This is a genomic window from Peribacillus psychrosaccharolyticus ATCC 23296 (assembly GCF_000305495.1).
Classification (GTDB): domain Bacteria; phylum Bacillota; class Bacilli; order Bacillales; family DSM-1321; genus Peribacillus; species Peribacillus psychrosaccharolyticus.
The window spans coordinates 1-12013 of record NZ_AJTN02000197.1 but is presented as its reverse complement, the minus strand read 5'-3'; the positions used below and the strand labels follow the sequence as shown (position 1 = coordinate 12013).

The window sequence follows — 12013 nt, the reverse complement described above, 5'->3', positions numbered from 1 at the left end:
GATTAATGTGCGGAAACGGCATATAGTGTGCGCTTGAGGGCCATTCTTGTGCGGAAGGCTTTTTAAGAGAGGAGGCTTCTAGGGAGATAGTCTTCATTAGCCAAACAAGGAAGGCTGTCAAATGTGACAGCCTTCTGTTTGTTACAGATATTTTTTAAACCAATCTCTGATTTGTTCTGTATGCTGCAGGCGCAGTCGTGGAGAACCGCTGCGTGAAACTTCGTGAGTCTCACCTGGGAACGATACGAGAACAGCCTCTTTTTTCTGTCTCTTAAGAGCAGTGAAAAATTGTTCAGATTGTTCGATTGGGCAGCGGAAGTCTAGTTCACCGTGTAACAGCAACAGTGGAGTTTGCACATTCGCCGCATATTTAAGGGGAGAATGATGCCATAATTTTTCCGGAGATTCAAAAATATCGCCTTCAATTTCCCACTCTGTAAAGTAATAGCCGATGTCACTGACTCCATAAAAACTTAACCAATTACTAATACAGCGCTGTGTAACAGCTGCTTTGAAGCGATTGGTATGGCCGACAATCCAGTTGGTCATAAATCCGCCGTAACTGCCGCCGGTAACAGCCAATTGTTGTTCGTCAAGAAAATCATACGTGTTTACTGCATAATCCACAGCTGCCATTAAATCCTGATAGTCCATGCCGCCATAATCGCCGACACAGCCTTGAACAAATTCCTGTCCATAGCCGTGGCTTCCCCGTGGGTTGGTAAACAATATGGTATAGCCCTGAGCAGTGAGTGTTTGAAATTCATGGAAATAGGTATTCGCGTACATAGCATGAGGACCGCCATGTATTTCTAATACTAGTGGATACCGTTTTTCTGGATCAAAGTCCGCTGGTTTCATCATCCATCCATGAATCTCACGTCCATCACTTGATGGAAAACTGATTGGTTCGGCTTCAGAAAGACTACGGGTCTTAAGAAGTTCATCATTGATAAACGTTAACTGAGCAAGTTCGCCGGTTGAAAGATTATATGTATACAAATCGCCTGGCTGAACAGGTGTACTAATAGCTAGAACCGCTTCGTGAGTTTCTGGATTGATTGTCAATCCATACACATGCTGTTGTCCATTTAGGGAAGGATACATCGCTCCATCCACTGACCCATAATAAACGCTGACATTCCCGTGATCACTGATTAGGAAGTAAAAGCCTTGGCTGTCATTTGTCCAAAGTAAACCAGGATCAACGGTTCCAATATGGAAATCTGCGGCACTTACATCGCCAACTTGAACATCCCATTCAGAAGTTAGACAAACGAATGATTGGTCGGTAGTATTGTATAACCAGATTTTACTAAGAGTTGCACCTTGATACTCGCGTTCGTGACCAATAATAGATATCCAAGTACCATCAGGTGACCATTTGGGATCATTGAAAAAGCCGGTACTAGGCGTAATTTTCTCTGTTTTTTCTGATTCGATATCAAGAATAAATACGTCATCAACCAATTGATAATCCCTGTCCGCGGAATCATTTCCTGTGTAAGCGATCTGATTTCCATCAGGAGACCAAGAACTTGGACTATAATGTTGATCACCTTTGGTTAACTGCTTAGTGTCACCCGTCTTAACATCGATTATCACAAGCTGACTAAAGGTATCTTCCAGATAGCCTTTCCCATCTGCTTTATATTTAATGCGATCATAGATTTTAGCGGCCTTTTTTTCCTTTTTAGGTTTCTCGATCTTTTCATGGAGTGTTTTTCCTGATTTAATGGCTGTTGAAAAAAGAATGGATTTCGAATCAGGAGACCATATAGGTGTGGAAGCCCCATTTTCAAGATCCGTCAGTTTGTTAGCTTCACCGCCGGCAAGTTGTAAAACATATAATTGGTTTTTTCCAGTACGATTTGATAGAAAGGCAAGACTCTCACCGTTAGGAGACCAACGTGGAGAAGAATGTCGATGACTGCCGAACGTCCATTGAGTTGTTTGGTTTGTAGGAAAATGATGAACAAACAAATTAGATATGTACTCTTCATCTTCCTTGTCAATGCTTGTTTCTACAAAGGCAACATACGTTCCGTCGGGAGACAGCTGTGGATCGGTAACTGATTTTAAATCAAATAAATCTTCTGCGAGAATACCAGATAGGGTCATTAGAATTCATCCTCTCTATTTCTTACGATATATATTTCGACAACAGAAATAAATATCCTGTCTTTTTATGAAAAAAAGCAAAGATACACTCATCATTACATATCTTTTATACGATTGATAGAAGAGAATGTCGTAGGACTAGTTTGATTGATAAGGTTTAATTCAATTCTTTTAATAGTTGGCTGATAAGTCTTAATGGCGTGTATTAGCTGATTAAGTATCATATTATCTAAGTATTTGGTCGCTTTATCCCAAATAAACAATACTTTTTTTCTGTTCGCCATAGCTCCAGTTACAACTTGATTTATCAGAGAAACTAAAAGAGTAGTAGTAAGGCCATAAAAAGAAGCAGATTATAAAAATTGGCTGTGAGAATTAGAAAACCGGCTTCCAACTCAACACAGGCATGATAAAGGGAAGATTGATATGGATGAATATACATGGAATGGTTCATCAACACATTAAGATTTAGCTCACAATAATACAGCATATGTGTTTGGTGTGTTTAGGAAAGAAGACAATAGATTTCTCCACTTTAGCAAGACATGACTTTCAATGGGCTAGGATAGGTTATACTATACACAATCGGTATTGGAGAAATGGTTAGGAGAAAAAGGCGGTAAAAGCAGCAATTGAGCTCGCATTTAATGAATTGGCTTTCCACCGAATAGAGGCTCATATAAACCTTGATAACACACATTCTTATCATTTAGCCGAGAACGGCGCATTTATTTTTGAATTTGAGGAATGGACCGATCATCTAGTTTGTTACATAAACTCATATGATTATTCACGAAAGATGGGATAGGTTTGCTAGAAATAATGTCTTTATACATAACATCATTTGAAGAAGAAAGACGGATTAGAATATATCTACCTAAAAATTATACTAAGGAAAACCAGAGTTACCCAGTCTTGTATATGCACGATGGGCAAAACGTATTTCAGGATCATGACGCAATAGGTGGAACGTCTTTAAACCTGGAACAGTATTTAGATGAAAATCAATTGAATGTTATTGTTGTAGGGATCGACCAAAATAGTGAAGAGAGAATAAATGAATATTGTCCATGGATAACTGGGGAATATAGCAAGAAAATAGTAGGTCATAGAAGTTTTGAAGGTGGAAAAGGTATACTGTATGTAGATTTTATTGTGAATCAACTAAAGCCATACATAGATACGAAATATCGTACATTAAAAGAACATACGGCCATGGCTGGAATATCTTTAGGAGGACTTATTTCGATTTATGCTATGTGTCGTTATCCTAACGTATTCAGAAATATAGCCGTTTTATCTTCAGCTTTTTACCGTAACCAAGAGGAACTTGAAAAGTTAATCCGAGTTTCTGATTTGTCATTCATTGAAAGAGTTTACGTAGATTGTGGAACGAAAGAAGCTGGAGATGAAGAAACCATCAATAAGGAATTTATAGCTTCGAATAAAGCTATTTATGATTTATTAATAGAAAAAACATCTAATGCGAAATTTGAAATTATTTTAGAGGCGGAACATAATTATTTATCTTTTAGAGAAAGATTACCTGAATTATTTGCATTTTTACAGACATGAGGAGGAACTACATTGGATTATATTTTAGATCATATTGGAATTGCGGTAAGAAGTATTGATGACGCGCTTCCGTTTTATCTTACTGTCTTAAATGGAATAGTGGAGGACCGATATACAAGTGATGCACCTGGGGTGGAGGTTCATGTTGCGGTAGTTAGAACGAATGATAAAGTGATTGAATTACTGTCACCTACAAACAAGAATTCGCCAATGGCTCGGTTTATAAAGCAGCGTGGGAAAGGGGTACACCATATTGCTTATCGAGTGGACGATTTGGATGAAGCGATACAAGAGGCAAGAAAAAAAGGTGTGCGTTTTCTAGAGGATACACTTCGTACGAACACACGTGGTAGGAAACTTATTTATGTTAACCCTGCATCAACTGACGGAACATTGATTGAACTTTGCAGTTATCCATCACAAAAGTAAAACCCAATAACCCCTGACTCGGGGGTTATTGGGTTTGTTTTTTCACTTATTAAGAGGGCATACCCATTATGGTTTTTGGTTCAAGAAATTCTTCAATTCCATAATCTCCCCATTCACGACCAATACCGGATTGTTTAAAGCCGCCAAATGGTGCAGATATATCTACTTCACTGTTATTAATCGTGATTTGTCCGGCTTTAACATGTAAAGCGACTTTCTTCAGTTCTTCTTTATCATATCCGATTATATAAGCTGCAAGTCCATAAATGGTATCGTTGGCAATTTCAATTGCTTCGTCAATATCATTATACGTAATTACTGACATGACAGGTCCAAAGATTTCTTCCTGAGCAATAGTCATATCGTTTTGTACATCTGTGAAAACAGTTATCTGAGAATAGAATCCTTTATCCATTCCATCAGGTCTGCCCGGACCACCGATTGCGAGGGTGGCTCCTTCTTCCTGACCTTTTTTGATGTATGATTGAACGGTTTCCCATTGATCTTTGGACACCTGTGGACCCATAAAAGTATTTTTGTCCTGAGGATCGCCAACAGGGAATTCTGTTACTAATTCTTTCATTGCTTCAATGAAATCATCATGCATTTCTTTCGGTACAATGACCCGCGTTCCTGCTGAACATACTTGACCTGTATTTGTAGCGATTTGACTTAAAGCGGTTTTAGCTGCTACCTTGACATCTGCATCTTTTAAAATGATTAAAGGTGATTTTCCTCCAAGTTCTAATGAGACATTTTTAATCCCATCTGCAGCATTCTTCATTAAGCTGCTTCCAACTGGCCCTGAACCCGTAAAGGATATTAAAGCGACATCTGGATGTGTGCTGATTGCTTCCCCAACGGTTGATCCTGAACCATTTACAAGGTTAAAGACACCTTTAGGAACACCAACCTTATCAAAAATTTCTGCTAGAATAATAGATGCAAATGGTGTTTGAGAGGCAGGTTTCACCACTAAGGTGCTTCCGGCTGCCAGTGCACTAGCTAACTTTGTGGAAATTTGATTGGTTGGGAAATTCCACGGTGTAATCAGTCCTGCTACACCAATCGGTTCCTTTTGGATATAAGAGCTCTCTCTTTTCTCCGTAAACTTGAAGGTTTTCAATTCCTCTGCGGCTTGCTTAAAGTGTGAAAGCCCCATTTGATAATGAATTTCCTCCGATTTAGTAATTGGAGCACCTAACTCTTCAGTCATTACTTTGACTAAATCATCTTTACGGTTTTCATATTCTTTTGCAATGTCCTCTAAAAGTTTAACTCGTTCGTCTATAGATGTCTGAGAGAAGGAATGAAAAGCCTCTTTCGCTGCTCGGACAGCACGATTCACGTCTTCTTCTGTTCCTGCGCTAATCTTACCCATTACTTCTTCTGTTGCTGGGTTAACTACTTCTATTGTGTCTGATCCAGTAGAGTCTACCCATTCACCGTTGATGTATTGTTTTGTATGATTAAGCATAATCAAACTCCTTTATATTATTGACTTATATAAAATGTTCCCTTTTTGATTATTGGTAAACATATGAATGTTTTTTAAAAAGCGGGGGCGTCTTGAGTGAATTACGGAAGGATGAGGCAGAAAAATAAGGAAAATCCTTAAACACGTAATGTAATAGGAAATGATTGACAAATAATTAGGTGGTTGTTAATATTTGATGAAATTAAGACGTTAGTAGTTTGATTTCGGTTTTTGGATAATGAGCGTTTATTTTACTAGGAATACATAAACTTATATTGGATGGTGAATGAAAGTGGGTCCTATAGTAATTGAAATGCCGTCATCACTCGAAACAGATAGATTACTCCTCCGGGTACCTTTCTTGTCGGGTGACGGAAGAGTAGTGAACAAGGCAATTAGGGAATCTATTGCTGAATTAAGCAAATGGCTGCCCTTTGCGCAGGAAATCCCTCCTGTCGAAGAAACCGAGAGCAATTTAAGAAATGCGCACATAAAGTTTTTAGCACGTGAAAGTTTCCGTTTTCTCATTTTTCATAAAGAGACTGATGAATATATAGGAACATCCAGTATCCACAATATTGATTGGGAGGTAAAATCGGGGGACATTGGTTACTGGATTGATAAGAAATATAGCGGCAATGGGTATATGACAGAAGCCATCAAGCGTTTAACAGACTTAGGAATGAACCAATTGGGATTTAATCGGTTAGAAATTAGATGCGAGGCGGCAAACGTAAAAAGCCAAGCCATCCCGGAAAAACTAGGATTCAAGCTAGAGGCGGTCCTGAAAAATGAGGATTTATCAGCAGATGGAAAGACCCTTACCGACACATACGTATATGGAATGATCATGAAAGATTATGAGGAAGCATCCGTTCAATCTTTTGATGTTTAACCATAGCTCTCAGCCTAAGATGTTCTTCTTGGGGTTAATGAAAGAATAACTGATAAAAAAGGCAGTTGAGGAAACCCTCGACTGCCTTTCTCGTTTTTACTCTGGCTTCTCGTGCTTTTGGTGTCTGTGTTGTGGAAATTGAAAACCGTTTTGTTCCATTCTTTGGTAATGTTTTTCAAAGTGGTTGTTTACTTGGTCTGCTTTTTCTTTTGATAGAGCCCCATACTCAACATATTTCTGTATGAGCTGTTTTTGCTTAGCAAGAAGTTCTTTATGAATAGCCCCAATCTCAGCTTGTTGAGCTTGCGTTAATGTGACTGTTTTTTCCTGTTCCGGTGCCGTTTTGGTTTCATTGGCTAATGCTGAAACACTGAAACCTGCACTTAATAAAAAGGTAAATGCCAGTAAACTAAATACGAGTTTTTTCATATACTTGCTCCCTTCTAGTTATCCTGATTAGGATGTGTATCGCCAGATAAATTATCCAGATATTTTTTGGTAAATTAGGGAAGTTCGACAATTAGCTAGTTAAAAAAAATTATTGTGTTTTAAAATAGGTCGTAAGGGTATTTTAAGCATAAGCATTTATTTTTTAACATAAATTATGATTGAACAATCCTTAGAAGAGAGGGAGATGCAGATGTTTTGGACAATAATTGGACTATTAATTCTTTTATGGGTTCTTGGTCTCGTATTTAAAATTGCAGCAGGATTTGTTAATATACTTTTGATCATTGCTGTTATCCTAATTGTGTACAAGGTAATTAAAGGACGGACAAGAGGGTAGATAGGAAATACCCCCGCTACAACAGGCGGGGGTATTTTTTATTGTGGCATTCTAGGTATACCCATCAAACGCTTATGAATCCAAATCGCGGCTTGTGATCCATCTCCCATGGAAATGGTTACTTGTTCAGAATGAGCAAGTAAATCACCTCCGGCCCAAACACCAGTTATATTTGTTTCTTTCGTACGTGGATCAGCAAGGACGTGATTCCGCTGATCATGTTTAACGCCAAGCTGAGTGGTCAACTCATTATTTAATTTATTCCCGCTGAACGCGGTGAATCCACGTTCACAAGAAATTATGTTACCTGATTCTAATTGGATTCCTGTTAATTGACCATCCAAATCAAGCAAAATATCAGTTACAGCTTCATTAATTACTGGTATCTTCAGTTTATTCAATTCTGTCATCAACTTGTCATCTATGGGCGTCTTTGTATGATTAATAAAGGTTAATAGGTGTGTCCAATACGTTAAGGTCAGTGCCATATTAGCACCTGCATTACCGCCGCCAATGATTGCTGTATTCTTATTTGTGATTTCAAATCCATCACAATCGGGGCAAATATAAATCGATTTGCCGAGGCAGGGCATAAGGTTGTTAATCTTAGGTAAGTTATCAGTAATCCCAGTAGCAATGAAAATTGTTTTTGCCTCATAGGTATTGTTCTGAGCTGTTTTCACGATAAAAATATCTGAGTCTTTTTTTACGCTGACCACACGATCCTTTAAAAAAGTGACATTGCATTGCTCAGCATGCTCACGTCCAAGTTTTCGCAGTTCTGGACCAGTGATGCCTTTTGGCCAGCCCAGCAGATTATGAAATCCCCAGGTAATCGTTGAACGGCCTTGTTCGGAATCAATTACAGTAACATCGTGGTTATAACGGCCTAGTTGAATCGCACATTGTAGTCCAGCGATCCCACCGCCAATTATTAGACAATCTTGTTTCGTCAATTAATCACCTTCTTTTTATATAGTTTATGATAAGCAATATACCCAGCTGTTGATTGTTTAAACAGACAATCCATACAATAAGAAAGGAAATATTAAAGGTAGTTGAATTAAGACAATAAACGCGGCAATAGGATAACAATAAATCCGGCAATTAGTAAGACAGTCCCAAAGATTCGAGATAATCGTTTTTCATTACCTGATACTGCATTCCATAAAACAAGATTTACTAAGAAAAGAGTTTTTTTCTTGAGTATCAGAAAACCTATAAACATAATAAAAACTCCAATTAAGAAAGTCATTAAGAGTTCTATTATCCTTCACCTCCAGTAGTTTGATAAACATAACAACCTTGTGTTAATTTTAACGTAAACATCCATTTTTTATATAAGAAAAAAAGGACCTATTAAAGATCCTTTTTCGCTGGTTCATTTTCTTCTTTTGCTTCTTCTGTAATTGATTCAAATGTTACCCATTCCTCACTCCAACGTTGAATCTCCTCAATAACTGGTGCCAAGGCCATCCCTTTTTCAGTCAATGTATATTCTATTCGTACAGGTGTTTCAGGATATACGTCTCGTTTGACTATATTTTCTCGTTCAAGATCCTTTAACCGTTCGGAAAGAATGCGGCCGCTGATTGGAAATGCTGCTTCTATATGACAAAACCGCTGTGGACCATTTAGCAGTTGATGAATAATTAAACCAGCCCAGCGCTTGCTTAGAATTTGCATTCCTTTTTCGAAGCGAGGACATAAAGTAGAAGAACACTTATTCATATACTATCACCTCATATCTTATAGTATAAATGTTTAGCTTAAAAGTAACAAACCTCACAGCTGATTCCTTTCTTTTTTTAAACATTCGGAGCGTTTAGGACGATTATCATGTTAGAAATAGAATTTTTTTGTGAATATTCCTAATTTTTGTTTATTAATTTTTAGACCGGGTATATACTAATAACTGACAAGGAGGATGATCATGATGGCGATAGTGAAAAGTGTTGGTCCATATCTTCTAATTGGATTCGGAGTAGCTGGGGTTTCCTTTTTATCCACAAAGTCCAATCGTGAAAAAGTGATCTGTTCTTATAAGGATGTTAAACATAAAGCATTGAAATTCTGGTATCGACACCGTCCTGAAGTATTGTATGAGGATATTGAAAAAGCCGGTCATCCCGATCCATATGATTTCGGTGATAATCAGATGGTTGACGAAGGCGCGATGTTCAGCGTCAATTATTATAATGATAAAGTTCATTCTTAAAATAAAAGATAGAGGAAAAAATCGTTTGGATGGTTGAGTCCATTCGATTTTTTTTGAAGAAATATACATGTACATAGAAGGAGGACCATGATGAAGTCGGGTGAGAGACTGATTTTTATTGGAGATAGTATAACCGATTGTGGAAGAAATACCGATTCTGAAAAGATAGGTGACGGATATGTGCGAATCATACGGGATCACTTACGTTTGAGACAGCCAGAAGGTATTCCTGACATAATTAACAAAGGAATAAGTGGGAATCGAATTACGGATTTAGCTGATCGTTGGGAAAAAGATGTCCTTGCGCTTAATCCAGATTATGTGTCGATATCAATCGGTATTAATGATGTGTGGAGACAATTAGATAATCCGAATATGAATCAGGTTTACCCAGGTGAATTTGAAAAAATCTATCAAAAGCTATTATCTCTTGTGAAGGTCAAAACGAATGCACAAATTATTATTATGGAACCAACCATTATTGAAGAAAACATTGAATCAGAAGGTAATCGTAAACTGCAGCCTTACATCGATATTGTACGCAGGCTTGCAGTGACGTTTAATGGTGTGCTTGTACCAGAGCATCAATGTTTTATAGCTGTATTAAAAAAACATCCCGAATATAATCTGACTACAGATGGTGTTCATATGAATTCAACTGGTAATTTGTTAATGGCGCGTACTTGGTTACGGGCAAACGGGTTAGAATAATAAGATGAAAGCTCTCAGTCATGATGCTGGGAGCTTTTTCCTGGAAAAGAATCGTTATTGTGCTTTCGCATATTTATGATTAAGATAGAGAGTAATCACTGATTTAAAATGAAAGTGAGTTGATACGCATGAACAGTAGTTCCTACGATCCTGAACCCAGTGAGCACGGGGAAGCTCATGCCATCGTGATTATCGAATATACGATAACGGTTTAGTATCGATTCTATAGCAGATCGTATGGCTTCCTCTAAAAATGAGGAGGTTAAAGCATGATTGAAATTTACAAAACAACAGAACCTAGACAGATAGAGAATTTAACTAAGTTCGAAAAAGGCTGCTGGATTCACCTGACAGCACCAACGGAAGATGAGATACAACAAATCGTAAAAACACTGGATTTACCTGAAAACTTTATTAAAGATCCATTAGATGATGAAGAACGACCTCGGATCGAACGTGAGGAGAAGGATGTATTAATTATTGTCGATTATCCTTATCTAACTCACGATGAAACAGGTACGCCTGTGTATGAGACAATTCCCATTGGACTTATTTTTACCGAAGATTATTTTCTAACTGTTTCATTGAAGGATAGTCCCATTTTGACTAATTTCAAAAACAATAAAATTAAAAGCTTTTATACGAATAAAAAAACGCGGTTTGCTTTGCAAATTCTTTCAGAAATTGCTTCATTCTATTTACGTTATTTAAAGCAAGTTAATAAAATTACCAATGATACTGAGCGTAAACTGCATCAATCAATGAAAAATAAAGAACTTTATACTTTTTTAGGCTTAGAAAAAAGCTTGGTTTATTTCACAACCTCGCTTAAATCAAATAAAGTCGTGCTGGACAAAATTCTACGCTTTAATTATTTGAAGATGTATGAGGAAGATAAAGATTTGCTTGAGGATGTTATTATTGAGACCAACCAGGCAATTGAGATGAGTGAAACATACAGTTCGATTTTAAGCGGGATGATGGATGCATTTGCCTCCATCATCTCGAACAATGTCAACATTGCGATGAAGTTTCTCACCTCCGTCACGATCATTTTAACACTGCCGACGATGGTGGCGAGCTTCTTCGGAATGAATGTGAATTTACCCTTTTCACATCACCCTCACGCCTTCGCAATAACCTTAACAATTGCAGCAGGATTGGCATCAGCTACAGCTTTCTTTTTCTGGAAAAAGAAATACTTTTAACTGTAAAGATTGCTTGCGACCATTTTACGGTGGTAAGCAATCTTTTTTGTATTCGAGAAAAAAGGCTGTCGAGGGAGCTCAACAGCCTGAAAGGCTGATTTAACTTTGCTTTTGCTTTTTCCTTGATGAAGATGCTTCAACATTTCCTGTTTCTATGTTCGTGGTTCCCTGTCCTTTTACTTGAGATGACCCAAGCTCACTTTTAGATGGATCTTTTTTTGTTTTGTTGTTCATGGCTTTCACCTCCATTAATAGGGTCTGCGATGAAAGATAAAACTATACAGCGTTTCGAATGATACATAACTTCCTTTTAATTGGACACATTACCAGGAGGAGGTGTTTATTTTGGCTAAAATCGCCGTTGATCCATCATTGAGTAATATTCAACAGGCACTTCGAGATAAAGGGTATGAAGTGGTCGAATTGAAAAATGAAACAGATTCGCAAAACTGTGATCTTTGTGTAGTAACAGGACTTGATTCAAATGTGATGGGAATCCAAGACACATCTACTAAGGCTAGTTTTATTGATGCCGATGGAATGACTGCTGACCAAGTGTGTCAAGAGATTGATCACAAGCTTCAATATTGAA

Annotated in this window: 15 protein-coding genes; 8 read left to right on the top strand and 7 right to left on the bottom strand. The window is 37.7% G+C overall.

Annotation, left to right across the window (positions count from 1 at the left end):
- Window positions 1-141: 141 nt before the first annotated feature.
- Complete coding sequence (locus WYK_RS12440) at window positions 142-2121, bottom strand: S9 family peptidase (protein ID WP_040374811.1); 1980 nt, start codon at window positions 2119-2121, stop codon at window positions 142-144.
- An 810-nt stretch (window positions 2122-2931) separates the two neighbouring features.
- On the opposite strand from WYK_RS12440, the gene WYK_RS12435 reads away from it, so the two are divergent.
- Window positions 2932-3696 carry an alpha/beta hydrolase gene (locus WYK_RS12435; protein ID WP_040374810.1) on the top strand — a complete coding sequence of 255 codons (765 nt, stop codon included), beginning with the start codon at window positions 2932-2934 and terminating at the stop codon, window positions 3694-3696.
- Between the two features lie 12 nt (window positions 3697-3708).
- Complete coding sequence (locus tag WYK_RS12430; protein ID WP_040374809.1) at window positions 3709-4125, top strand: VOC family protein; 417 nt, start codon at window positions 3709-3711, stop codon at window positions 4123-4125.
- A gap of 49 nt (window positions 4126-4174) precedes the next feature.
- Here WYK_RS12430 and WYK_RS12425 read toward each other — a convergent pair whose 3' ends face one another.
- Window positions 4175-5602 carry an aldehyde dehydrogenase family protein gene (locus WYK_RS12425; RefSeq protein WP_040374808.1) on the bottom strand — a complete coding sequence of 476 codons (1428 nt, stop codon included), beginning with the start codon at window positions 5600-5602 and terminating at the stop codon, window positions 4175-4177.
- A 292-nt stretch (window positions 5603-5894) separates the two neighbouring features.
- Here WYK_RS12425 and WYK_RS12420 point away from each other — a divergent pair, with 292 nt between their 5' ends.
- Window positions 5895-6497 (top strand): GNAT family N-acetyltransferase, encoded by a 603-nt coding sequence (locus WYK_RS12420; protein WP_051387474.1) that lies wholly within the window; start codon window positions 5895-5897, stop codon window positions 6495-6497.
- A gap of 96 nt (window positions 6498-6593) precedes the next feature.
- Here the strand turns inward: WYK_RS12420 and WYK_RS12415 are convergent, their stop codons facing one another.
- The gene (locus WYK_RS12415; RefSeq protein ID WP_040374807.1) at window positions 6594-6926 is read right to left on the bottom strand and encodes a DUF2680 domain-containing protein; all 333 of its coding nucleotides are present in this window, start codon (window positions 6924-6926) and stop codon (window positions 6594-6596) included.
- Between the two features lie 211 nt (window positions 6927-7137).
- On the opposite strand from WYK_RS12415, the gene WYK_RS24555 reads away from it, so the two are divergent.
- Window positions 7138-7284: a lmo0937 family membrane protein gene (locus WYK_RS24555; protein ID WP_152526467.1), complete on the top strand. Its 147-nt coding sequence runs from the start codon at window positions 7138-7140 to the stop codon at window positions 7282-7284.
- Window positions 7285-7322: 38 nt separating this feature from the next.
- On the opposite strand, the gene WYK_RS12410 is transcribed toward WYK_RS24555, so the two are convergent.
- From WYK_RS12410 to WYK_RS12400, 3 genes are all read right to left on the bottom strand, one after another.
- Window positions 7323-8240 carry an NAD(P)/FAD-dependent oxidoreductase gene (locus tag WYK_RS12410; RefSeq protein ID WP_040374806.1) on the bottom strand — a complete coding sequence of 306 codons (918 nt, stop codon included), beginning with the start codon at window positions 8238-8240 and terminating at the stop codon, window positions 7323-7325.
- 107 nt (window positions 8241-8347) lie between these two features.
- Window positions 8348-8512, bottom strand: coding sequence for a hypothetical protein (locus tag WYK_RS24935; RefSeq protein WP_161629131.1), 165 nt, complete (start codon window positions 8510-8512; stop codon window positions 8348-8350).
- 131 nt (window positions 8513-8643) lie between these two features.
- A complete protein-coding gene (locus WYK_RS12400; protein WP_040374804.1) occupies window positions 8644-9015 on the bottom strand; it encodes a winged helix-turn-helix transcriptional regulator in 372 nt (123 codons plus the stop codon).
- A 202-nt stretch (window positions 9016-9217) separates the two neighbouring features.
- Here WYK_RS12400 and WYK_RS12395 point away from each other — a divergent pair, with 202 nt between their 5' ends.
- The 3 genes from WYK_RS12395 (at window position 9218) to WYK_RS12385 (ending at window position 11421) form a co-directional block, all read left to right on the top strand.
- Window positions 9218-9502, top strand: coding sequence for a hypothetical protein (locus WYK_RS12395; RefSeq protein ID WP_235782499.1), 285 nt, complete (start codon window positions 9218-9220; stop codon window positions 9500-9502).
- An 87-nt stretch (window positions 9503-9589) separates the two neighbouring features.
- Window positions 9590-10213: an SGNH/GDSL hydrolase family protein gene (locus WYK_RS12390; RefSeq protein WP_328286286.1), complete on the top strand. Its 624-nt coding sequence runs from the start codon at window positions 9590-9592 to the stop codon at window positions 10211-10213.
- A 269-nt stretch (window positions 10214-10482) separates the two neighbouring features.
- The gene (locus WYK_RS12385) at window positions 10483-11421 is read left to right on the top strand and encodes a magnesium transporter CorA family protein (protein WP_040374802.1); all 939 of its coding nucleotides are present in this window, start codon (window positions 10483-10485) and stop codon (window positions 11419-11421) included.
- Window positions 11422-11520: 99 nt separating this feature from the next.
- Here the strand turns inward: WYK_RS12385 and WYK_RS23985 are convergent, their stop codons facing one another.
- The gene (locus tag WYK_RS23985; RefSeq protein WP_081704876.1) at window positions 11521-11655 is read right to left on the bottom strand and encodes a YuzL family protein; all 135 of its coding nucleotides are present in this window, start codon (window positions 11653-11655) and stop codon (window positions 11521-11523) included.
- A gap of 111 nt (window positions 11656-11766) precedes the next feature.
- Between WYK_RS23985 and WYK_RS12380 the strand changes: the two genes are divergently transcribed.
- Entirely contained in the window at window positions 11767-12012 is a 246-nt protein-coding gene (locus WYK_RS12380) for a YkuS family protein (protein WP_040374801.1), read from the top strand.
- Window position 12013: the final 1 nt, after the last annotated feature.

Bases quoted from the DNA above. Each gene is read 5' to 3' on its own strand.
- WYK_RS12440 (WP_040374811.1), bottom strand. From the start codon at position 2,121: ATGACCCTATCTGGTATTCTCGCAGAAGATTTATTTGATTTAAAATCA.
- WYK_RS12385 (WP_040374802.1), top strand. From the start codon at position 10,483: ATGATTGAAATTTACAAAACAACAGAACCTAGACAGATAGAGAATTTA.
- WYK_RS12390 (WP_328286286.1), top strand. From the start codon at position 9,590: ATGATGAAGTCGGGTGAGAGACTGATTTTTATTGGAGATAGTATAACC.
- WYK_RS23985 (WP_081704876.1), bottom strand. From the start codon at position 11,655: ATGAACAACAAAACAAAAAAAGATCCATCTAAAAGTGAGCTTGGGTCA.
- WYK_RS24555 (WP_152526467.1), top strand. From the start codon at position 7,138: ATGTTTTGGACAATAATTGGACTATTAATTCTTTTATGGGTTCTTGGT.
- WYK_RS12395 (WP_235782499.1), top strand. From the start codon at position 9,218: ATGATGGCGATAGTGAAAAGTGTTGGTCCATATCTTCTAATTGGATTC.
- WYK_RS12425 (WP_040374808.1), bottom strand. From the start codon at position 5,602: ATGCTTAATCATACAAAACAATACATCAACGGTGAATGGGTAGACTCT.
- WYK_RS12415 (WP_040374807.1), bottom strand. From the start codon at position 6,926: ATGAAAAAACTCGTATTTAGTTTACTGGCATTTACCTTTTTATTAAGT.
- WYK_RS12400 (WP_040374804.1), bottom strand. From the start codon at position 9,015: ATGAATAAGTGTTCTTCTACTTTATGTCCTCGCTTCGAAAAAGGAATG.
- WYK_RS24935 (WP_161629131.1), bottom strand. From the start codon at position 8,512: ATGTTTATAGGTTTTCTGATACTCAAGAAAAAAACTCTTTTCTTAGTA.